The organism is Rhodococcus sp. LW-XY12, from assembly GCF_019317345.1.
GTDB lineage: Bacteria > Actinomycetota > Actinomycetes > Mycobacteriales > Mycobacteriaceae > Rhodococcus > Rhodococcus pyridinivorans.
In genome coordinates this window covers 1,939,395-1,960,329 of record NZ_CP079225.1, presented here as the reverse complement: position 1 = coordinate 1,960,329, position 20,935 = coordinate 1,939,395, and the positions used below count along the sequence as shown (strand labels likewise).

Sequence of the window (20,935 nt, the reverse complement as noted above, 5' to 3'; positions counted from 1 at the left end):
TTAGAGCATGTCTCTTATGGCCTAGATCGTTTGTGCGGCATAATGCACTGCCGTGGTCGATGCGTTGTCTTCCCGGCTGGTACCGGATGCGTTGTGGGAGATCGTCGAACCGTTGCTGCCCGGATTCCGGGCGCGGCCGCAGGGCGGCGGCCGGGCGGCGATCGATGATCGGGCGGTGTTCACCGCTATCGTCTACGTGCTTACCAGCGGCTGTGCCTGGCGGCACCTGCCGCCGTCGTTCGGGGTCAGCGTTCCGACCGCACACCGCCGCTTCACCGCTTGGGTTCGGGCCGGGGTGTTCGACGAACTCCACCGCAGGGTCCTCGATCGGCTCAGCGCCGGTGGGGACTTGGACTGGTCCGCCGCGATCCTGGACGCAGCGCACGTCCGGGCGAAAAGGGGGGATCTCTGACCGGTCCCAGCCCGGTCGATCGAGGTAAGAACGGCTCGAAGATCCACATCCTCTCCGACGCCGACGGCATTCCCCTTGTCACGGCGGTGACCGCGGCAAATACCCACGACAGTGTCATGCTGCAGCCGATGGTCACTGCGATTCCCGCGGTGCGTTCGCGTCGCGGTCCGCGCCGCCGCCGACCCGGCCGGGTCCGGGCGGACAAGGGTTACGACTATCCCGTACACCGCCGGTGGCTGCGGGCACGGGGCATCGTTCCGCGGATCGCCCGTCGCGGCGTCGACAGCAGCGAGCGCCTCGGCCGTTACCGATGGAAGATCGAACGCACCCTGGCGTGGCTGAGCGGCTATCGCCGGCTGACGATGCGCTACGAACGTCACGGTGAGAACTTCGCTTCCTTTCTCCAACTCGCTGCCGCGCTGACCTGCTTCAAGAAACTGACCAAATGAGACATGCTCTTAGCGACCTTCGGAGATCTCATGGCATCACTCTCTTCTGGCCTGCTCGAGCAGCCCGCCGAAATCAACGACCTGCCCGAACTCCTCGACCGCGCATACACGTATGGCGACAGTGACGCCTTGCTGCGGGTTCAGCAGCGCCTTGCGGACGTTCATGCGCGTTCGTTCGAAATTCCTTCTTCCGTGCCCCGGACCGGCTTGGACACCTTGCGTTCCGACCTGCACTGTGCGTTGCAGATCGAAGAGCGCATGCTCTCATACGAGGACCGATTCATCGACCACGCCGCATGCCCGTCAACGTCCGGGGGCGGGCTCGAATTCGTGCGCAGTCTGAAATCGATCGTTCGCGAGCACCCAGCGAACCGGCACCCGTTCTACATCGAATTCCTGCCCGACAGTGCTGAAATCGGCGACATCGCCTACTACCTTGCGCAGGAGTCGGCGCTGGATCCGCGGTTCGACGACTTCATCGCTCTGATGCAAATCGGGATGTCCGTACGCCCGAAACTCGAACTGGCCGGCAACTACTGGGACGAGATGGGAAACGGTACCGAACCGCGCGTGCACACCGTGATGTTCCAGAACGCTCTCAACGAGGTCGGTGCCACCGACGACTTCATCCGCGAGAATCTCAGTGTCGACGCCATGGTATGCGGGAACCTCTCAGCCATGCTGGCATTGCGCAGGCCTTTGATCTTCCGTGCCGTGGGCAGCTTCGCCGTGACCGAATTCCTGTTTCCGCGCCGGTGCGCGCAGCTGCTCGAGGCGTGGCGGCGTAACGCGCTCTCCGTCGAGGGAATCGAGTACCACCGCGAGCACATCGGCATCGATGCGCGCCATGCGTCGGGGTTCTTCAAGAACGTCATCATTCCCTTGGTCGAGGAACGTCCCGAGGTGGCACCCGAGATCTATTGGGGCGCCGTGGCGCGCCTCAACTCGTCGCAGCGCTACCTCGACTCCACCCTGCAGACCCTGACCTACGGAAGTGCCCGATGAACACAGATCTCGCACAGCGCGGCTACGCACTCGTGGACGGCTTATTCGCCACCGCCGAGCAACTGATCTCCTATGAGAACTGTCCGCACGATCCGTTCATGGGCAACGGCACCCGATACAAGCGGTTTTCCCAGTTCAAGCTCGTCCACGATAGCGATGGTTGGGGCACCGAGTTGCTGCCGGCACGCGCCTACACCGCGCCAAAGGAGTTCAACCCGGTCGGTGGCGGATTCAAGCGCCCGTACGAGCCGCTCGAGGCGGACTTCAGCGGGATCGTCACCGAACTGGCGGACCAGCTCGGCCTCGACCGCACGACCGCCTGGCAGATCAACGTGCACCAGAACCGGAGCATCGCCGAACCCCGGCGCTCCGGCCAGCTGACTCCGGAAGGCCGGCACAAGGACGGTCACGAGTTCGTCACCATCAGCGCGTTCGCCCGTTCGAACGTCACCGGCGGCTGCACTCGGGTGTGGAGTGACGAGGAGGCCGGACAGCCGCTATGGGAACACACGATGACCCCCGGTCAAACGTTGCTGCTCGACGATCGGGCGGTCCTGCATGATGTGACCGACATCCAGGCGGCCACCGATGTCCGCGGCACCCGGGACATCCTCATCGTTGCCTACTCACGGTGGGACGAACGGTGGTACGGCGACGAGCACGACACGGCCGTGCTCGAACCGCACGTTGTCCCGGGCCGGATGTGATCGGCCGGCGAGGACATCACTTATGAGCATCTCCTTGTTCCTCGACGGGGCAGCCGGCACCACAGGTCTTCTGATCGAAGACCTGCTGCGACGCCATCACCCCGAGTTCGAAATCCTGCACTTGTCGGACGACGATCGAAAGGATCTCGCCGCCAAGCGCGCTCTCCTCGCCGAGGCCGAATGTGCGGTGCTGTGCCTTCCCGACGCCGCTGCGATGGAATCCGCTGCTCTGGCAGACGAACTGGGTGTGCGCGTGCTCGACGCCAGCAGTGCACACCGGGTGTCGGACGGTTGGGCATACGGGCTGCCCGAACTGGACCGCGGTGCCCAGCGACATCGGATCAGTGGTGCGTGGCGGGTAGCCAACCCCGGGTGCTACGCCACTGGGGCGCTCCTGTTGCTCAACCCGCTCTCGCGCGCCGGTCTCCTCCGCCGGAATGCGCACGTTCCCATCTTCGGAATCTCCGGCTACAGCGGAGGCGGTCGCGCGATGCTGCAGCGCTTCGAACGCGCCGGCGAGACCTTGCGCACCGGCAGCTACACCCACGACCACGAGCACAAGCACGTGCGCGAGATCGTGAGACACAGCCCACTCGGCCGCAAGCCACAGTTCGTACCGTCCGTCGGTGCCTTCGAACGCGGGATGTCGGTGACGATCACCCTCGGTCGCGAAGCCCTGACCGACGAGACCGACGCCGTCGCCGTCCTGAAGCAGTACGAACAGTCCTATGCGGACGAGCAATTCGTCCAGGTGCGCACCGCGCAACCGGATGACCCGAACGGTCTGCTCATGGTCGACGACGTTGTGGGCACCAATAACGCTGCCGTCTACTGCTTCGACGACGGCACCGACCTGACCTTGGTGTGCCACCTGGACAACCTCGGCAAGGGCGCGTCGCTGGCCGCAATTCAGAATCTGAACATCATGTTCGGCTACCCGGAAGGGCTCGGTATCGATGACCAGCACTGAGCATCTCCCTTTCACGAAGTACACCGCGCTGGGCAACGACTACCTCGTCTTCGACGGCGGTCACTTCGGCACGACCTTGGACGTACAGCAGATCGTCAGGCTGTGCGATCGCCGATTCGGTGTGGGCGCCGACGGTATTCTCGTCCACTGCCCGTCCCTGGCGAGCGGGCCGTTCCGAGTGCGCATCTTCAATTCCGACGGCAGCGAATGCGAGCGCAGCGGCAACGGATTGCGCATCTATGCTCAGTGGCTGCTCGATATCGGCGCAGTCGATCGCGATCGATTCGAGATCGACTGCCTCGCCGGAACGTCCCCGGTCGAGGTCAACAACGATGGCACGCTCACTGTGGCAATGGGACCGGCGGTGTTCGAGCCCCACGCGATCGGGCTGACCGACCCCTCGATCGATCCACAGCGGTTCGTGCTCGATACTTCCGCCGGCGCTCTCGACGTGACCGCATTGTCCGTCGGAAATCCACATACGGTCGTGTTCACCCCGGTCGAGCCCCATATCCAGAACACCCTCGGACCGCAGATCGCCACTCATCCTCTGTTCGCCTCCGGCACCAACGTCCAGTTCGTCGCACGGATCGACGCAGCCGGGATGGACATCGACATCTGGGAGCGTGGATCCGGCCGTACTCTCGCCTCGGGTAGCAGCGCGTGCGCCGCCGCGGCGGCCGCACTGTCGCGCGGTTCGACCACCGCCCCGGTGACCGTTCGGATGCCCGGTGGCCAGCTCACCGTCGATCGGCGCGGCACACAAATTTGGCAGACCGGACGAGCGCACCATGTGTTCGCGGGCACCGTCCGACCCCCCTCCCCGAAGGCGGTAGCTGCATTATGACCACACTGACTGTCCGTCACGCCACAGTCGCCGACGCGCAGCGCATATGCGAGATCTACAATCACGCAATCGAATCGCGTGCCAGTACGTGTGACCTCGAGTCGCGTGGCGTGCACGATATCGAAGGATGGTTCTCCGGAAGAGATTTCGGGTCCCGACCTATTTATGTGGCTGTCGACGATGGCACGGTCACCGGATATCTGTCCGTATCCGATCTTTGGAACGATCGTCCCGGTTACCGCGTCACCGCAGACTGCGGCGTCTATCTCGATCCGGCCTTCCAAGGTCGCGGGATCGGATCGACGTTGCTACGCACCTTCCTGGACGACGCTCCTCGCCTAGGCATCCGCACGGTCGTCACCAGCATGTTCGCCGACAACGCTGCGAGCGTCCAGTTGTTCGCCAGATTCGGTTTCGATCGCGTCGGCATGTGCACGGGGGTGGCGGACCTCGAAGGTGTCCGGAAGGACCTCGCTATCGTCCAACGAAGGATCACACCAGCATGACACTGACGATGCAGCAATGGATCTTCGTCGAGAGCTACGGTCGTTACACCCTCGATCTTGGTGACAGCAACGTCGAACTCGCGGACATTACCACTGTCCCGGGCTTCGCCGAGATCACCACCGTGCCACTCGGATATGGTCACCAGGCCGGGCTGCCCGAACTGCGTGCAGCTATCGCTGCGCGCTACCACAATGTCGACCCGGCAGACGTTCTTGTCTGCCACGGTGCCCAAGAGGCATTCTCCCTTCTGGTCCGCAGCCTCGAAATCACCGATCGCAGCGAAGCGGTAGTGATCGGGTCGGGCTGGAGCCAGCACACCTATTATCCGGCCGAGGTCGGGCTCTCGGTTGTGACGGTCGCACTCGATCCGTGTGAGCACACTCTGCTGGCTGCGGTCGCGGAGGCCGTGACCTGGCGAACGAAGGTCATCGTCGTCGCCACACCGGAGAACCCGACCGGTTGGACCGCGTCCCGCGACTTCATCGAAGCGGTCGCCGACATCGCCGATGCCTACGACGCCGTGCTCGTGGTCGACGAGGAGTATGTTTGCGATCCCGATATGTCGGCGGCGGGGATCTCCGACTGCGTTGCCGTCATCAGCGGGTTGTCGAAGCTGCACGGTCTGCCGGGGCTTCGTATCGGTTGGTGTATCGCCACTGCTGACCTGGTCGACCGCTGTACGCAGCGGAAGCACCTGACCACCATCTCCAACTCGGTACTGTGCGAGTCCATCGCGACGGCCGTCCTGCGCGACGGCGACCGGTTTCTCGCCCGAGCCCGCACCCTCTGTCGAAGTGGTGCTCACACTCTGCAGGAATGGGCGTCTGTGCTCCCGCAGGTCAGCATCGTCAATGCTCGGGACGATCTGCCATTCGCGTGGCTTCGGATCGATAAGTCCCTCGACAGTCTCGCCGTGGCCCGACGGGCGCTTGATGAGGGTGTACTCGTCATCCCCGGGGAGGTGTTCGATCGGCCCGGGTAGGGTAAGTCCCCTGGGGTGGTGTGAAACCGGGCTCCCGAATCGGGACCGTGTCGGTCCTGAACGTAGAAGGGCCACCGCGTGAAGCTGTGTGGGTAACGACCAAGAAACTCACACGAGAAAGACACCGCGATGGCCCTGGACCAGTCTGCCCTACTCGAGCTCACCGAGTCGCTACGCACCGCCGACGGCGGCGACATCATGCGCACCCTGCTCGCCACGATTCTGCAAGCGTTGGTCGACGCCGAGGCGACCGCCCATATCGGTGCCGGACGCTACGAACGGACCGACACCCGCACCACCAGCAGAAACGGTACCCGCGACAAGACTGTCTCGACCACCAGCGGCGACGTGACGGTGAAGATTCCCAAGCTTCGGCACGGCTCGTTCTTCCCGTCGCTGCTGCACCCACGCCGTCGCATCGACCAGGCCCTGCATGCGGTGATCATGGAGGCCTACGTGCACGGCGTCTCGACCCGCAAAGTCGACGACCTGGTCGTCGCACTGGGTGCCGACACCGGAATCTCCAAGTCCGAGGTATCACGGATCTGCGGGGACCTGGACGACGAGGTCCGCTCGTTCAACACTCGTGAACTCGATGTCCACGCCTACCCGTACGTGTTTCTCGATGCCACCTACTGCAAGGCCCGCGTCGGTGGGGACAACCGCGGCAAGGGCGCGAAGGTCGTGTCCCAAGCGGTGGTCATCGCCACCGGTGTCGCCGCCGACGGCCGGCGGGAGGTCCTCGGCTGCGCGGTCGGCGACAGCGAGACCGAGGTGTTCTGGGCCGAATTCCTGCGGAGCCTGCGCGAACGTGGTCTGCACGGGGTGCAGTTGGTGATCTCCGACCACCACCGCGGTCTGATGAACGCGATCGACAAGGTGTTGGTGGGGGCGGCGTGGCAGCGGTGCCGGGTGCATTTCCTGCGCAACGTCGCCGCCCGGATCCCCAAAGGCCAGTTCGAGATGGTCGCCGCGGCGATACGCACCATCTTCTCCCAGCCCACCGGGATGCTGGTGCGCGACCACGTGGACACCGTCGCCAGCACCTTGGAGTCGCAATTCCCGACGGTGGCAGCGATGCTGATCGAGTGCAAGGAACAGATCACTGCGTTCGCCGACTTCCCCGAGGCGCACTGGAAGAAAATCTGGAGCACCAATCCGATCGAGCGGCTCAATCGGGAAATCAAGCGCAGAACCGACGTAGTCGGGATCTTCCCGAACCCCACCGCACTGTTGCGGCTGGCCACCTGTGTGCTCATCGAAGCACACGAGGAATGGCAGGTCAGTGATCGTCGCTACCTGTCGGAAGAGTCGATGACATTGCTGTCCCCGCCGGCACCGACCGTCCTCGACGCAGTCCGACCCGCCCGTCCCGGAGAGGTGGTGGACGAGCAGACGCCCCTTACGGCATAATCAACACAGCCTCACAGCGCAACGCGCACAACGGTTTACACCACTTCACGGGGCTCAATCCCCGGGTATCTGCGTGTCGCCATCGCTCGGCCTCCCGTAGATCTCGACCGCGGCTTGAAGGTTCTGGCCCGAGCCGTGTGCGGTCCTCGATTGGATCTCCTCACGGCCGGAGGCCGCGCATGAACGATTCGGAACCGACCGCGTCATCCGGGACCATCGAACCAAGCGAGTCCGGCTGGGACATACGTTTATGGGCAGTCCTCGTCGTGGTGTGTGGTGCGTTGTTCCTCGATGGCCTCGACAGCGCCATGATCGGTGTGGCTGTACCGTGTTTGGGACGCCTTTCGGAAAGCGCGGTTCTGATGATCGGGTAGCGGTCGGACGGGCATCGGATAGCGGCATCTGCCCGTCCGACCGCTGGGCCGCTATGGCGTTGCCGTGGCGAGGTGCCGTCTCATGTTCGGGCCGTCGAGGGCGATGATCTCGGCGCCGGCGACGATCCGGTTGAGGATCGATTCGGCGATGACCGCGTCTTGGAGCGACTTGTACCAATCTGGCGGATCGAACTGCGAGGTCACCAGCGTCGAGCCCCGCCCTTCCCGAGCGGCAAGGATGTTGAGCAGCTCCGCCGCGGTGTGCGGAGCCACCGGCGTGGTCAGGAAGTCATCGAGAACCAGCAGGTCGCAGTTGTGCAGATCAGTGAGGAAGTCCAGCCTGCGCTGCGAGGTCGGCTCCAGCACGGCGAGCCGGTTGGCCAGGTCGTCGAGCCGGAAGAACCTCGCGGTGTAGTACTTTCGGCACGCGGCATTGAGCAGCGCCTGGGCGAGGTAGGTCTTGCCCACGCTGGACTGGCCGAGCACGACGAGATTGCGGGTGGCGTCGATCCATTGACAGCTGGAAAGTCGTGCGATTAGCTCGCGGTTGACGTTGCGGTCAGGCAGGTAGCGGATCTCTTCTACGCAAGCATCAGGGTTTGGCGATCTGGAGGCCTTGAGTAGTTTCTGGGTCCGGCGTTCCTGCCTGGCCGTGATCTCTTTGTCCAGGGCGTGGAAGATCTTCTCCGAGAAGGTCCACTCGTCGCAGGCGGGATCGTTGGCCAAGTCGATGACGGTCTGGCCGAACGCGGTCATCCGCAACTGGGTGAACAGTGGCATGTCGGCGTCGGTGAGATGACGATCAGTCACTGCAGCTCCTCCCGCCCCGCGGTGCCGCTGCTCGGGCCTCCGGTGAGGACGGCGAGGCTGAACTGCTCCGGCCCGGCCAGATGCGCCCCGGTGGTATCTCGCCGATCCGGCGGTACCGCTACAGGCGTTGCGGTCGCCGGCGTCGTCGCTGCGGTCGTGGTGGTGGGTCGAGCGGCGGCCTGGGCCCTCAGGGCCGCCAGCTGCTGCTTGACGGCGGTGTAGCTGATCGCCCGGCGTGAGGTCTCGGAGACCAGCTGCCCGCAGGCCCGCTCGAGCAGCATCTTGTTGTCCCCGCGGGCCAGGGCGAGGATGTTCTGGCACGAGCGGTAGCCCTGAGCCTCGATCCGCTGGCGATCCAGGACCTCACTGATCGCGGCCACGGTGTGCGGTCCGATCTTGTGGGCCTGGCGCACGAAATACGCCCGCGACCACAGGTCCGATGACTGCAGATGCTGCGCGGGAACATGGTCAGGGTCGGTCACGAAGGCGTGCCGCCTACCGGAGACGGCGTGGGAGGCGATGACCTCCCCGCCAGCCATGACAGTGAGCGTGGGGCCGGTGATCTTCACATCGACGTGCTGGCCAGCGAAGGTGTAGGGCACCGAGTACTTCACCGTGGCGATCTCCACGTGGTAATCCCTGTTGACCTTGGACTTCTTCCAGATGACTGGCTGCCAGCGGGCCTCGGGAAGGTCGAACAGTTCCGACTGCTCGTGCTCGGTGAACAGCTCCCGGCGGCTGGTCTTCTGGCCGCGGAACGGGGTCCGGTCGTTGATCGCCTCGACCTCGGCGGCGATCGCCTCGTTCGCATCATCCAGGCTAGCGAACCGCCGATCGGCCAGCCGTCCGATCACCCAGTTCGTCACCACCTTCACCCCAGCCTCGACGTGCCCCTTGTCTGTCGGGCGCACCGGCCGAGTGGGCACGGCAGCGGTCTGGTGATACTCGAGGAAGTCACGGTACTCACGGTTGACCTCGCGGGCCCGGTCACCGCGGGCGATCTGGTTCGACGCCGTCGAGGCGTTGTCCGGGACGATCACCTGCGCCGCGCCGCCGAAGTACTCGAACGCCTGCAAGTGCGCGTCGAGCCAGTTCGGCATCTTCTCGTCCAGGCAGCCGCAGGCGAAGACCATCCCCGAGTACGGCAGCGATGCCACGAACACCGACACTGTGGTCTTGGTGCCGGTGACGGGATCGAAGATGGCCATCTTCGTGCCCGCCCAGTCGACCTGCATCGTGTGCCCGGGCACGTGCGTGATCCGCATCGTCAGCTCGTTGACCTCGACGTACTCGCCGATGATCTGGCAGAACCGCTGGTAGCTGTAGTGCCGCTGCCCCGGCGTGCCGTCAGTGTCGAGGTAGTTGGCCCACAGCACCCGCAGCGGCAGCTTCTTCTTGCCCGTGCGCTTCTTCACGGCAGCCGCCACGTCGAAGGCGACGAACTCCTTCGACGGCGTCTTGCGCCCATCGGCGAACAAGACGTCGATCTCCTCGACGCTGAGCGCCTCGACCTGGCTCGTGGCGGTCAACCCGTGCTCGTGGCAGACCTTCTTCGCCTTCGCGACCGTGCGATGCGAGCAACCCGCGATCGCCTCGATGTCCCGGTAGGACCTGTCCTGCAGCAGTAGCGACATCACCAATCGGTAATCAGTCACCCGTGCCTCCTGTTCGGATCCACGCGCAGCCTGGTTGCCACGCGTAGAACCGACACGAGCACACGAGGACCGGCACCGCTATCCGATGCTCATACTCGCGCTACCCGATCATCAGAACCCTGCTATCCGAAGCACGTCCCTAACAGTACCGTCGATACAATCCGAGTTTGCGACATCAGCCAGCGCCGTGCAGTGGACCGTCAGCGCCTACGTTCTCAGCTTCGGCGGTCTGCTGCTGTTCGCCGGCAGGCTCGCCGATGCGATCGGCCGCCGTGTGGTCCTGCTCGTCGGCGTGGCGATCCTGCTTGCTGGATCTCTGCTCGGAACGTTCGCTACCACCGTCGAGTTGATCATCGTTGCCCGGTTCGGTATGGGTGTGGGCGCAGCGCTGACCGCACCAGCCGGGCTCGCGATCATCACCACGACTTTCCCTGAAGGACCAGCCCGAAATCGTGCCGTCGGCATCTACACGGCCTGCGGAGCCGTCGGCTTCTCGGCCGGCCTTCTCGGTGGCGGCCTGCTTAGCAGTGTCGGGTGGCGCTGGGTATTCGCGCTGTCAGTGGTCATGGCCGCTGTAGTCTGGGCCGGCGCAGTGACCTTCGTCCCCCCTGATCGACCAATCCGCACCGAGCGGAGAACATTGAACCTGCCCGGATCGCTCGCTCTTACTGCGACGATGCTGCTGCTTGTCTACACCGTGGTTGAAGCGCCACAAGCAGGCTGGACCTCGACGTCGACACTCGCCCCGGCAACCGGTGTGCTCGTTCTCGCCGCAGGGTTCGCATACACGGAACGGCGTAGCGTCGCACCTCTGTTCCCCCGGCACCTGTTCCGCGGGGGGGACTTGCTCTCCGCCGCTCTGTTCAGCGCTGCAATCATGGGAACCTACACAAGCTTTCCGCTGGTTGTCAGGATGTTCGTGAGACACCTGGCAATCAGCGCGGGGATCGGAGCACACCAATGATCGACATCCCTGTTGGGCGGACCCGCACCGGCAAACGCGCGTTCTCCATCGCCTACAAGATCGAGTTCCTACGGCAGTGGGACCAATGCATCGAAGTCGGTGCCAAGACCCGCCTACTGCGCGAGACCAACCTCGACTACGCCACCATCGCACGTTGGATCCACGCCCGGGATTCGGGAGACTTGGAAGCGTCGATGGTGACCGCAGCAGACAAGTCGAGGGACCGAGTGGACAGTCGAGACCGTGCGGAGCTGGCCAAACTCCGCAAAGAGAACGAACGCCTCCGCGAGAAGGTCGCCCAGGGCGACGCCGCCGTGGAAATCCTGGGAAAAGCATTCGAGCTCTTGCAAGGGATCACCAAGAGCTCGACCGACGAGGACCCGCAGATCCCGCCGTCGTTGATGAGTGCCCGCGAGTACGCGCAATGGCTCGAACGCCGAGGACTGTCCTGACCGACACCGTCACCGCGTTGGCCGCAGCCGGCGTGCCGATCGTGCGTGGCTGCGCATTGCTGGGGATCCCCCGGGCCCGCTACTACCGGGAGGTGCGCGGGTATCGGCACTATCGGCCGGTGTCCGATCCGATCCGGCAGCGGGACCGGCACCAGCCGGCCGCGTTGTCACCGGCCGAGAAGGACACCATCGTCGAGGTGATCCTCGCCGAGGGGAACACCCATCTGTCTGTGTGCCAACTGTATTGGCGGTCCTTCGATGAAGGGCTGGTGGAGTGTTCCCAGTCGAGTTTCTATCGAGTGGCGCACTCGCAGAACCTGGTCGGGGACCGACGCCGCAGCCGCAGCGGCGGCCCGGGATCGGGGATCAGCCGCCGCAAACCGGTCGTTCCGGCTCCGGCGGTGGGCACATTGTGGTCGTGGGACATCACTGTGCTCAAGGGGCCACGCACCCAGGACCGGTATCTGCTGTATCTGGTGATCGATGTGTATTCGCGGTTCCCGGTGGCCTGGCGCATCGAGTACGCCGAGACCGCCGCTGCGGCGGTGGAAATGTTCACCGAAGCGTTCACCGCGTTCGGGGCACCGACGGTGCTGCACGCCGACAACGGGGCCTCGATGCGCTCGACCGCACTGCTCGATGCGCTCGACGAGCAGCAGGTCCTGCCCTCGTACTCACGGCCGCGGGTCAGTGACGACAATCCGTTTTCCGAGTCGTTGTTCAAAACCATCAAGTACGACCTGTCGTGTCCGCACCGGTTCGACAGCATCGACCATGCCCGGCGGTGGACCGAGGAATTCATGACCCGATACGCCCTCGAACACCGCCACAGTGGGTTGGGTCGACACACCCCCGCGTCGGTGTTCCTCGGCACCGCCGTCGAGGAACACCGACGCCGGCAGGACCGACTCGACCGGATCCATGCCCGGCACCCGCAGCGGTTCCAGCGCCGGCCGCTGGCACCACCACTACCTCGACCGACCGGAATCAACATCACCCATCTGTCTCAGACAGGTTGACAACTTCCGTTTCAGTTCCTCAGTGCGCTATATCTGCAGCAGAACTTGCACTGGTCACCGCTGCAGATGGCGCTTGGGTTCCTCCCGTTGAGTGTCCTGGTGGCAATCATCGGACCTAAGGTCGGCGTATTGATCAGCGCTGTGGGAACCCGCCTCGTCATCGCTACCGGTTTCGGCATCTATGCAGTCGCGTACCTGTTGTTCCTGCGAATCGGCGGTGGGGGTTCGTTCTGGGATCTCGTCCTTCCCACTGTGGTGCTTGTCGGTTTCGCTTTCCCGATGAGTTTTACCGGCGCTTATGTGCAAGCCACCTCCGGAGTTCCCGATCGGGACCAGGGCGTGGCTGCCGCGGTTGCCCAGACCGGCTATCAGTTGGGCTCAGCGCTTGTGCTGGCGGTCGTGACACTCCGGCTCCCGCAGGAAACTTCGGTCGGTGTCGTAGCCACACCCGCCGACTATCGCGACGGGATGATTGTCGTCTGTGCTGTCGCTTTTGCTGCCTTCGCCTGTGCAGTTCTCCGCGTGGTCCGACCTCACCGGCGGGCTCACGCCGTCAGGGTGTCGGAGGACGTGTCCGCAGCAAAGGTGATGCCACGATGACCAACGAGTTGCTCTGCCACGTGCTGTCCGTGTTCGACATCGAGGCCGAACCGGTCACCGACGGCATTACGCGGCGGCGCATTCATCGTTCGGATTTCGCGTCGAGTTGGCTGATCGAATTCGCCCCCGGCAGTTGTTGGCCCGAGGTCGGCCGTCACACCGGGAGGAATGGTACTACGTTCTTCGGGGCGAAATCCTTGAAGGAAATCGGTGTCATCCCGCAGGAACGTACGTCCGGTTCCTTCCCGGCTCCTCCCACCGTCCCCGCAGCCGTACCGGAGCTGTCATTCTCGGGATAACCCAGGAGCAAGCGGACTATCGGTCGGAGTAGTCACGGTACCTCTGAAAATCGCGAAACCGGCGGAGCACTGTTCGATCGGGTGCCCGGCGATCATCATTCCGGTGGCGGTACGCGGCCGGAGCGGCGTCACATCGTCGGTGGGCATCACCACGGTTCCGGATGGGCTCGGGACGCAGCAGGGACATCGAGATCACGGGGCGGTACGGCGGTTTCCGTCACCGGGGGAACAGCGCGCACGGTCGAGGACCACCGCAGCCGACCGGCGCGCACCCCTTCATACTTGCGGCCTTGGGCGCGGGTGATCTCCCGCAACCGGTCCGCCTCGGCGAAGTACACTGGCTGCCAGTCGCCAGTGACGAGTTCGGCGATCACCGGCGCCGGACCCTGACCGACACCGCCTATGCGGCGCGCGGTCTCGGCGAGAGCGTGCACATCGACCGAGTTTGCCACCGGATTCGATCCGGGTATAGAGAAGTGCTCCCGGCTCGTCCGCATTCCGTACATCCCCGCTCCTCGCTCCACGGACTCGACCGGAGCCGGGCCGTCTCCGGTCTGCACTTGCAGGTGCACAGTGTCGCCTCCACAGTCCTGTCGAGACGAGGGCGGGTCGATACCCGATCCGCACCGCCGCCGACAGCGCCTCTCTCGGTCCATGTCTGCATCGTGCACGACGTCGTTGTTCGCTACCGTGCCGAAGCATGGGCACGACCCTGCACGCACCTCACCCCTGGCCTGCCATCACCGCGGCCCTGCGCCGGCCCGGACCCCGGCGCGTCGCCATCGCCTACCTCGACCACACCGCGCCAGACCTGCTGCCGCTGCGCAGCGAGGGCCAGTTGATCGTCGACACCGCCCGCGCCGCCGTGCGCGCACACGCCACCTCCCCACCACCCTCGCCCACTTCCTCGACGCCGGCGTGCAGGTGCTGTCGACTGCGAACCTGCACACCGGCCTGATCGTCACCGCAGAGAAGGTGATCGTCGGCCCGGCCAGCGCCTCGCACGCCTCCACCGTCGCCGACAATACCGCGCTGATCGCCGACGATCCCGGCGCCATCGCAGCAGCACATGCCTTCCTCGACCGTCTCGAGGACACCGTCGTCGACGAGGTGTTCCTCGACAGCGCCACCGCCATCTGGCAGATCGGCCGCGTCGTACCCCTGGCCGGGATCGGACCCGGGCTATCGCACCCACTGGGTCCGCGAGGACAACCCCGGTCCCGACCGCCGCACCCGTCTCCAGCCCGGCGACGTCGTGATCCGGATCAGCAACGACGACACCCGGCTGGACCCACCGGCCGTCGTCGCAACCGGCCCCCACCGCATCCCCCACACCCGCCACGCCCGCGCCGACCTCGACCCCATCGCCATATCCGACGCCACGCGCATCCTCACCGACCGCGGTCACTCGAACCCGCGCCTGCACCGCGACCACCGCATCATCTCTGCGAGCCTGCGCGCCGCGGTGCTGGCTCTGTGGAAGATGTGACCATCTTTGGACCGTTGACCGGCGGCCCACCCGGTACACCCCCACTGACATGCGTAAATGGCACGTCCCCTGCGCCTTACACTGCCGGCTGCATCGCCTCGGCGGCGAAGGCTTGTGTCCACCACTGGTCGACGTTGGCGTGCTCTTTCGGTAACGCCAGGGCCGGGGCGACGACGAAGTACCGCTCGACGGTCGGGAACACCGGGCCACGTTCGTGCTGGTAGACACGCACGATTTCCATCGTCCCCGATGTCCGGGCGAACCTTGTTCTGTGCGGCTCCGTCGGCCGCGAGGCGACCGAGGATGTTGTGCATGCTGGCCCGGGAGCCGCGGCCGCGGATGCGGACCGAGCGGGCGGCATCGCCGAGTTCGGTCGGGTCGGTCTTGCGGGGCCGCAGAATGCGGCGAATCTCGTAGATAGCGTGCTCGTGGCTCTCGAGGATTGCCTCGACGGCATCCAGGACGTTGTCGAGCTGGTGCTCGCGGAGCATCTCGATCAGGCGGCGGCCGCCGACGAGGCCCTGCGCTGGATTGAGCGCGAGTGCGAGGTGTTCCATCAACAGGGTTCTCGCGCCGACTTCGGGTGCTTCGGCATAACGAGCGAAGTTCTCGGCGCGACTGCTCTTGTTGGCAGAGCTGAACGGACAGAATGTGCACGCGCTCTTGCCGACGCTGGTGCCGAGGATCGAGCGGGTGTAGTCGATCACGTCGGCGCGTGACCACCCCCAGTCGATCAACGGGTACTCGCCGGTGCGTCGGTCGGTGTTGAAGAGTGCCGCACCGACGACCGCGGCCGCCGCACCGACACCAGCGATCTCGGATCCGGGGCACCCATCGAGCGCCATTCCCACAGCGCCGGTGCTTCATCACCAGCGAGGCGAAACCACCATTGTGAAGTCACGAAAGGCCCCAGTTGCCGAGTGCGGGACATGACCGCCCATCCGCAGAACACGTGTGCGGACCCATACACGGGCTTCCCGCGGTCAGGGATGTACTTCCGTCCTTCCCATCATCGAGGGATCGGCCACTTTAGCGGGCTACATCAGCGAGCGCTGGGCAGGGCGATGTGCCGGCCGGCCCGGATGATCCGGGACAGGTCCGTCCGCTGATCGAGGGCCCGGGTGTCGACAGGCGACCCGGCGTCGCGGAGCAGCAGGACACCCGCGTCGCGTTCGGTGACGGCCTGCGCGAGCAGACCCTCCTCGGCCTCCGCTCCCCCACCGAACCGGAGGCCGACGTGGCAGTGCGCGTCGACGAGGCCCGGCAGGATCCAGCCGTCGGCGCAGAGCACCTCGGCGTCGCGGCCGGGCTCGGCCGTGAACGCTCCGTCGGCCCCGACGAACAGTTCGGCGGGTTCGCCGTCGGCCGACGACCGGCCTCACACGACGAAGGAACGCGCATCACCCTCGGTCACGGTCATCCCCGGACCGGCTCAGTTCTTGGGGAACTTCAGCTTCGACAGGTCGAAGTTCTCGAGTCCCGGAGGAAGCTCGTCGAGGCCCTTCGGCATCTTCGACAGGTCGGGCATCCCGGCGGGCATGCCGCCCGGGAGACCGGGGAAGCCGCCGGGCATACCGCCCCGCACCTTCGGCGGCGTCGGTCCGCGACCGCCCTTCTTCCCCTTCTTGCCCTTCTTGCGCTGATTCTTGCGTGCGCCCGGCATGCCCATCTGGCCGGCCATGGCCGTCATCATCTTCCGGGCCTCGAAGAACCGGTCGACGAGCTGGTTGACGTCGGAGACCTTCACACCGGAACCGTTGGCGATGCGCAATCGCCGCGAGCCGTTGATGATCTTCGGGTTGGCGCGCTCCTCCGGCGTCATGCCGCGGATGATCGCCTGGATGCGGTCGAGCTGCTTCTCGTCGACGTTGGCGAGGGCGTCCTTCATCTGCCCGGCTCCGGGCAGCATGCCCAGGAGATTGGCGATGGGGCCCATCTTCCGCACGGCCATCATCTGCTCGAGGAAGTCCTCGAGGGTGAGCTCGCCGGAACCGATCTTGTTGGCGGTGGCCTCGGCCTGCTCGGCGTCGAAGACCTGCTCGGCCTGCTCGATCAGGGTGAGCACGTCGCCCATGCCGAGGATGCGGCTGGCCATGCGCTCGGGGTGGAAGACGTCGAAGTCCTCGAGCTTCTCACCGGTGGAGGCGAACATGATCGGCTGGCCGGTGAGCTCGCGGACGCTGAGCGCGGCACCTCCGCGAGCGTCGCCGTCGAGCTTGGTGAGCACCACGCCGGTGAAGCCGACGCCCTCGCGGAACGCCTCGGCTGTGCTCACGGCGTCCTGACCGATCATCGCGTCGAGGACGAACAACACCTCGTCGGGCTGCACTGCGTCGCGGATGCCCGCGGCCTGCGCCATGAGTTCCTGGTCGATACCGAGGCGACCGGCGGTGTCGACGATGACCACGTCGTACTGCTTGTTGCGCGCCTCGGCGATGCCCTGCTCGGCCACGGCGATCGGGTCGGCGGCGGTGACTCCGAGTTCGTTCTCGCCTCCGCCGATGGAGGTGCCGGGATGGGGCGCGAAGACCGACACGCCGGCACGCTCACCGACCACCTGCAGCTGGGTCACAGCGCCGGGGCGCTGGAGGTCGCAGGCGACCAGCATCGGGGTGTGCCCCTGCGCCTTGAGCCACTTCGCGAGCTTACCCGCGAGCGTGGTCTTACCGGCACCCTGCAGACCGGCGAGCATGATGACCGTCGGCGGGTTCTTCGCGAACTGCAGACGACGGGTCTCGCCGCCGAGGATCCCGACGAGTTCCTCGTTGACGATCTTGACGACCTGCTGGGCCGGGTTGAGCGCGCCATGCACCTCGGCGCCCTTGGCGCGCACCTTGATCTTCTTGATGAACTCGCGCACGACGGGCAGCGCGACGTCGGCCTCGAGCAGGGCGAGGCGGATCTCACGGCAGGTCGCGTCGATGTCCGCGTCGGACAGCCGCCCCTTGCCGCGCAGGTCCTTCAGGACCCCTGTCAACCTGTCGGAAAGGGATTCGAACACCGAATGCGCTCCTGAGCTCTGACGAAGATGCGGACATTGCTGCGAACCAGGGTAACCGCTCCCGATCCCTCGCGATCGCGGGTGGCCACACCACAGCGCGGGCCACCCGCGCTGTCACGATCCGTCGGTCACGCTCTGTCGACGGGTGCGGGCGGCTCGGGAGCAGGCAGGACCGACAACAGTTCCTTCTCGAGATGTTCCCGGGAGACACGGGTGTGGGCACCAGCGAGATCGACGCAGAACGAGTCGATCACCGTCGAACCCAGCGTGCTCACCCGCGCCCACCGCACGTCGGCTCCGACACGCTCGAAGACGTCCGCGAGACGGCACAGCAGACCGATCCGGTCCTCCGACCGGATCTCGAGCACGACCTGGTCCGATTCGGATCCTTCGAACCAGATGATCCGCGGCGGCGCGAGAGCGGCGCTGACCGGAACCGCCCGGGCCGTTCGCTCGGGAAGCCGGCTCTCCCGTTCGGCGCGGTCCTTGGCCTCGAGGGCACCGAGGAGGTCGAGATCGCCGGAGCGCGCCCGCACGAGTTCCTGCCGGAGCAGGGCCGCTTCGGGCGGTGAACCGAATCTCGGAGCCACGACGAAGCTGTTGACCGTGCTGCCGGCGTGACTGCCGATCGAGGCCGACAGCACCCGCAGACCGTGCAGGGAGAGCACACCGGCCTCGTCGGAGAGCACGCCCCGCTCGTCGGGCGCGACGAAGGTCGCGGAGAAGCTGCGGCCGTCCTCGCGTGGTTCGAGCGCGACGTGCAGGGCCCCGTCCTCGGCGAGGTTCGCGAGGGCGGGATCGATCGGATCCGGTGCCGGCAGCTCGTCCCCCGCCATCATCATGCGGCAGCGGCGCACGAGCTCCCGGATCAGCGACGCCTTCCAGTCCCCCCACACCCCCGGGCCGGTGGCCTGCGAATCCGCCTCGGCCAAGGCGTGGAGCAGGTCGAGCAGCACCGGATCCCCGTCGAGGGCGCCGACGACCGCGGCCACGGTCTCCGGATCGTCGAGGTCGCGGCGGGTCGCGGTGTGCGGCAGGAGCAGATGGTGCCGCACCATCGAGGTGAGCAGCGCCAGATCCGAAGGCCACAGGCCCATCCGCCGCCCGATCTGCAGGGCCAGTTCGGCACCGACCACGCTGTGGTCGCCGCCGCGTCCCTTCCCGATGTCGTGCAGCAACGCGCCGAGGACGAGCAGGTCCGGACGGGAGACCCGCGTCGTCAGTTCGCTCGCGTACACGGCGGTCTCGACGAGGTGCCTGTCGACGGTCCACGTGTGGACGGCGTCGCGGGGCGGCAGGTCGCGCACCGCACCCCATTCGGGGAGCAACCTCCCCCACAGTCCGGTGCGGTCCAGCGACTCGATGACGTCGACCGCGCGACGTCCCGAGCCGAGCAGCACCAGGAAGTCGTCGAGGGCTTCCCGGGGCCAGGGTTCGCGCAGCTCCGGTGCGTGATCGGCGAGTCGGGTGAGCGTGGCCGCCGAGACGGGCAGTCCGGCCTGCGCAGCGGCCGCCGCGACCCGCGTGATCAGGCCCGGATCGCGACGCGGATGCGCGTCGCGTGCGAGGGCGACCTCTCCCCCGTGCTCGACGACCCCTTCGTCGAGCGGACGCCGCACCGGTCCGCGGCGCAGACGCGACAGACCCTTGCGCGGCAGCGAATTGGCCGCGGTGCGCAGACCGACGTCGACGGAATAGCTGATCGTGCGGGCCGATTCGGTGAGCACCCGCGCAAGATCGAAACGGTCGCCGATCCGCAGCGCCGCGGCGATCTCGTCGGCGTCCTGCGCGCGCAGCTGGTCGCGGGAGCGGCCGGCGACGCGGTGCAGCTCGGTGCGTACATCGAGCAGTCGCCGGTGGGCGGCCGCGAGCCCGCCGCCCGGGACGTCGGGTCCGAGTCCTGGCATGCCGTCGGTGAGCTGCGCAACGGACAGGGCATTGAGCAACTGCACGTCCCGCAACCCGCCGCGACCGCTCTTGAGGTCGGGTTCGGCCCGGTGGGCGATCTGCCCGCTGCGCTGCCATCGCACCTCGGTCGTCTCGATGAGTTCGTCGAAGCGGGACCGGATGCCGGTGCGCCACTGCCGTCGCACACCACCGATGAGCAGATTGCTCAGCTGGGCGTCGCCCGCGATGTGCCGCGCCTCGAGCATTCCCAACGCGGCCGTCAGATCGGACGAGAACACCTGGAGGGCCTGGGGCACCGTCCGGACACTGTGGTCGAGCTTGATGTGCGCGTCCCACAGCGGGTACCAGAGCTCGTCGGCGACCTTCGACACGACGGACGGCGCCATGTCGTCGTGGAGGAGGATGAGATCGAGATCGGAGTACGGGAGCATCTCGCGGCGTCCGAGACCCCCGACGGCGACGATGGCGAAGCCTCCCTCGCGCTTGATGCCGAGTTCGGAGCTCTTCGTCGTCAACCAGAATTCGTGCAGGTCCACGAGGGCGTGGCGCAGGGCCACGGTGTCGAGGCGGCGGCTGCGGGGGCCGCCGGAGAGCAGGGTGTCGCGGGCGGCCGCCAGATCGGCGGCGCCCGCCGGTGCGGTTGTGCGGGCCGAGGACACCGAAGGCCCCGATCCCGCTGCCGAAGCAGCGCGATCAGGGCCTCGAGTGCCGGACCCCTGGGGGTCAGAGCGCATCCGAACCTCGTTCTCCGGTGCGGACCCGGACAACGGCTTCCACGGGCGTGACCCACACCTTGCCGTCGCCGATCTTGCCGGTACGGGAGGCCTCGACGATGGTCTCGACGACCTTGTCGACAGCGGAGTCGTCGATGACGACCTCGACACGGACCTTCGGCACGAAGTCGACGGAGTACTCGGCTCCGCGGTAGACCTCGGTGTGGCCCTTCTGACGGCCGTACCCCTGCACCTCGCTGACTGTCATTCCCAGCACACCGGCCTGCTCCAGGCCTGCCTTGACGTCCTCGAGCGTGAACGGCTTGATGATCGCCGTGATCAGCTTCATATCCTCATCC

General features: G+C 66.0%; 22 protein-coding genes and 2 pseudogenes. 16 read left to right on the top strand and 8 right to left on the bottom strand.

Annotated elements, in window-relative coordinates; genetic code table 11:
• Positions 1 to 52: 52 nt before the first annotated feature.
• The 8 genes from KXC42_RS09235 to KXC42_RS09200 all read left to right on the top strand — a co-directional run bounded on the left by KXC42_RS09235 (position 53) and on the right by KXC42_RS09200 (position 7,292).
• A protein-coding gene (locus KXC42_RS09235) for an IS5 family transposase (RefSeq protein ID WP_373922187.1) occupies positions 53 to 861 on the top strand; the annotation gives its coding sequence in 2 pieces (ribosomal slippage) (positions 53 to 400 and positions 403 to 861; 807 coding nt in all).
• A gap of 30 nt (positions 862 to 891) precedes the next feature.
• Entirely contained in the window at positions 892 to 1,866 is a 975-nt protein-coding gene (locus tag KXC42_RS09230) for an iron-containing redox enzyme family protein (protein WP_230826425.1), read from the top strand.
• On the top strand, positions 1,863 to 2,573 hold the full coding sequence (locus KXC42_RS09225; protein WP_219130236.1) for a 2OG-Fe dioxygenase family protein: 711 nt from the start codon (positions 1,863 to 1,865) through the stop codon (positions 2,571 to 2,573). Before KXC42_RS09230 ends, KXC42_RS09225 begins: the two co-directional genes overlap by 4 nt.
• A gap of 22 nt (positions 2,574 to 2,595) precedes the next feature.
• A complete protein-coding gene (gene argC, locus KXC42_RS09220) occupies positions 2,596 to 3,543 on the top strand; it encodes an N-acetyl-gamma-glutamyl-phosphate reductase (RefSeq protein WP_033096491.1) in 948 nt (315 codons plus the stop codon).
• Positions 3,530 to 4,390: a diaminopimelate epimerase gene (dapF, locus tag KXC42_RS09215; RefSeq protein WP_006551230.1), complete on the top strand. Its 861-nt coding sequence runs from the start codon at positions 3,530 to 3,532 to the stop codon at positions 4,388 to 4,390. Before argC ends, dapF begins: the two co-directional genes overlap by 14 nt.
• Positions 4,387 to 4,896: a GNAT family N-acetyltransferase gene (locus KXC42_RS09210; RefSeq protein WP_219130235.1), complete on the top strand. Its 510-nt coding sequence runs from the start codon at positions 4,387 to 4,389 to the stop codon at positions 4,894 to 4,896. Before dapF ends, KXC42_RS09210 begins: the two co-directional genes overlap by 4 nt.
• Positions 4,893 to 5,879: a pyridoxal phosphate-dependent aminotransferase gene (locus KXC42_RS09205; RefSeq protein ID WP_219130234.1), complete on the top strand. Its 987-nt coding sequence runs from the start codon at positions 4,893 to 4,895 to the stop codon at positions 5,877 to 5,879. The genes KXC42_RS09210 and KXC42_RS09205 overlap by 4 nt, the downstream gene beginning before the upstream one ends.
• Positions 5,880 to 6,008: 129 nt before the next feature.
• Positions 6,009 to 7,292 (top strand): IS256 family transposase, encoded by a 1,284-nt coding sequence (locus tag KXC42_RS09200; protein WP_071936707.1) that lies wholly within the window; start codon positions 6,009 to 6,011, stop codon positions 7,290 to 7,292.
• A 425-nt stretch (positions 7,293 to 7,717) separates the two neighbouring features.
• On the opposite strand, the gene KXC42_RS09195 is transcribed toward KXC42_RS09200, so the two are convergent.
• Positions 7,718 to 8,476 carry an ATP-binding protein gene (locus KXC42_RS09195; protein ID WP_007633699.1) on the bottom strand — a complete coding sequence of 253 codons (759 nt, stop codon included), beginning with the start codon at positions 8,474 to 8,476 and terminating at the stop codon, positions 7,718 to 7,720.
• Positions 8,473 to 10,131 (bottom strand): IS21 family transposase, encoded by a 1,659-nt coding sequence (gene istA / locus KXC42_RS09190; RefSeq protein WP_257605819.1) that lies wholly within the window; start codon positions 10,129 to 10,131, stop codon positions 8,473 to 8,475. The genes KXC42_RS09195 and istA overlap by 4 nt, the downstream gene beginning before the upstream one ends.
• 85 nt (positions 10,132 to 10,216) lie before the next feature.
• Between istA and KXC42_RS09185 the strand changes: the two genes are divergently transcribed.
• The 5 genes and pseudogenes from KXC42_RS09185 (at position 10,217) to KXC42_RS27145 (ending at position 13,465) form a co-directional block, all read left to right on the top strand.
• Entirely contained in the window at positions 10,217 to 11,095 is an 879-nt protein-coding gene (locus tag KXC42_RS09185; RefSeq protein ID WP_257606090.1) for an MFS transporter, read from the top strand.
• A complete protein-coding gene (locus KXC42_RS09180) occupies positions 11,092 to 11,547 on the top strand; it encodes a hypothetical protein (RefSeq protein ID WP_039583527.1) in 456 nt (151 codons plus the stop codon). Before KXC42_RS09185 ends, KXC42_RS09180 begins: the two co-directional genes overlap by 4 nt.
• Positions 11,520 to 12,566: a DDE-type integrase/transposase/recombinase gene (locus KXC42_RS09175; RefSeq protein WP_219129769.1), complete on the top strand. Its 1,047-nt coding sequence runs from the start codon at positions 11,520 to 11,522 to the stop codon at positions 12,564 to 12,566. Before KXC42_RS09180 ends, KXC42_RS09175 begins: the two co-directional genes overlap by 28 nt.
• 30 nt (positions 12,567 to 12,596) lie before the next feature.
• Positions 12,597 to 13,166 (top strand): annotated as a pseudogene (locus KXC42_RS09170) (MFS transporter); the annotation flags it as partial.
• Positions 13,163 to 13,465, top strand: a complete 303-nt coding sequence (locus KXC42_RS27145; RefSeq protein WP_247848868.1) for a hypothetical protein — start codon at positions 13,163 to 13,165, stop codon at positions 13,463 to 13,465. The pseudogene KXC42_RS09170 and the gene KXC42_RS27145, both read left to right, overlap by 4 nt.
• A 146-nt stretch (positions 13,466 to 13,611) precedes the next feature.
• On the opposite strand, the gene KXC42_RS09160 is transcribed toward KXC42_RS27145, so the two are convergent.
• Positions 13,612 to 13,917 (bottom strand): hypothetical protein, encoded by a 306-nt coding sequence (locus KXC42_RS09160; RefSeq protein ID WP_230826426.1) that lies wholly within the window; start codon positions 13,915 to 13,917, stop codon positions 13,612 to 13,614.
• Positions 13,918 to 14,165: 248 nt separating this feature from the next.
• Here KXC42_RS09160 and KXC42_RS27605 point away from each other — a divergent pair, with 248 nt between their 5' ends.
• The gene (locus KXC42_RS27605; protein WP_264721985.1) at positions 14,166 to 14,423 is read left to right on the top strand and encodes a hypothetical protein; all 258 of its coding nucleotides are present in this window, start codon (positions 14,166 to 14,168) and stop codon (positions 14,421 to 14,423) included.
• A gap of 297 nt (positions 14,424 to 14,720) precedes the next feature.
• Positions 14,721 to 14,954, top strand: coding sequence for a hypothetical protein (locus KXC42_RS27600; protein ID WP_052039964.1), 234 nt, complete (start codon positions 14,721 to 14,723; stop codon positions 14,952 to 14,954).
• A gap of 76 nt (positions 14,955 to 15,030) precedes the next feature.
• On the opposite strand, the gene KXC42_RS09150 is transcribed toward KXC42_RS27600, so the two are convergent.
• On the bottom strand, positions 15,031 to 15,186 hold the full coding sequence (locus KXC42_RS09150; protein ID WP_024100467.1) for a hypothetical protein: 156 nt from the start codon (positions 15,184 to 15,186) through the stop codon (positions 15,031 to 15,033).
• A gap of 196 nt (positions 15,187 to 15,382) precedes the next feature.
• Here KXC42_RS09150 and KXC42_RS09145 point away from each other — a divergent pair, with 196 nt between their 5' ends.
• Positions 15,383 to 15,673 (top strand): hypothetical protein, encoded by a 291-nt coding sequence (locus KXC42_RS09145; RefSeq protein ID WP_219130233.1) that lies wholly within the window; start codon positions 15,383 to 15,385, stop codon positions 15,671 to 15,673.
• 335 nt (positions 15,674 to 16,008) lie between these two features.
• Here KXC42_RS09145 and KXC42_RS09140 read toward each other — a convergent pair.
• The 4 genes and pseudogenes from KXC42_RS09140 to KXC42_RS09125 form a co-directional block, all read right to left on the bottom strand.
• A pseudogene (locus KXC42_RS09140) lies at positions 16,009 to 16,299 on the bottom strand (amidohydrolase family protein); the annotation flags it as partial.
• Between the two features lie 87 nt (positions 16,300 to 16,386).
• Positions 16,387 to 17,955, bottom strand: a complete 1,569-nt coding sequence (gene ffh / locus KXC42_RS09135) for a signal recognition particle protein (protein ID WP_024100624.1) — start codon at positions 17,953 to 17,955, stop codon at positions 16,387 to 16,389.
• A gap of 128 nt (positions 17,956 to 18,083) precedes the next feature.
• Positions 18,084 to 20,597, bottom strand: a complete 2,514-nt coding sequence (locus KXC42_RS09130; protein ID WP_219130232.1) for a [protein-PII] uridylyltransferase — start codon at positions 20,595 to 20,597, stop codon at positions 18,084 to 18,086.
• Positions 20,587 to 20,925 carry a P-II family nitrogen regulator gene (locus KXC42_RS09125; protein WP_006551220.1) on the bottom strand — a complete coding sequence of 113 codons (339 nt, stop codon included), beginning with the start codon at positions 20,923 to 20,925 and terminating at the stop codon, positions 20,587 to 20,589. Before KXC42_RS09125 ends, KXC42_RS09130 begins: the two co-directional genes overlap by 11 nt.
• Between the last annotated feature and the right edge of the window lie 10 nt (positions 20,926 to 20,935).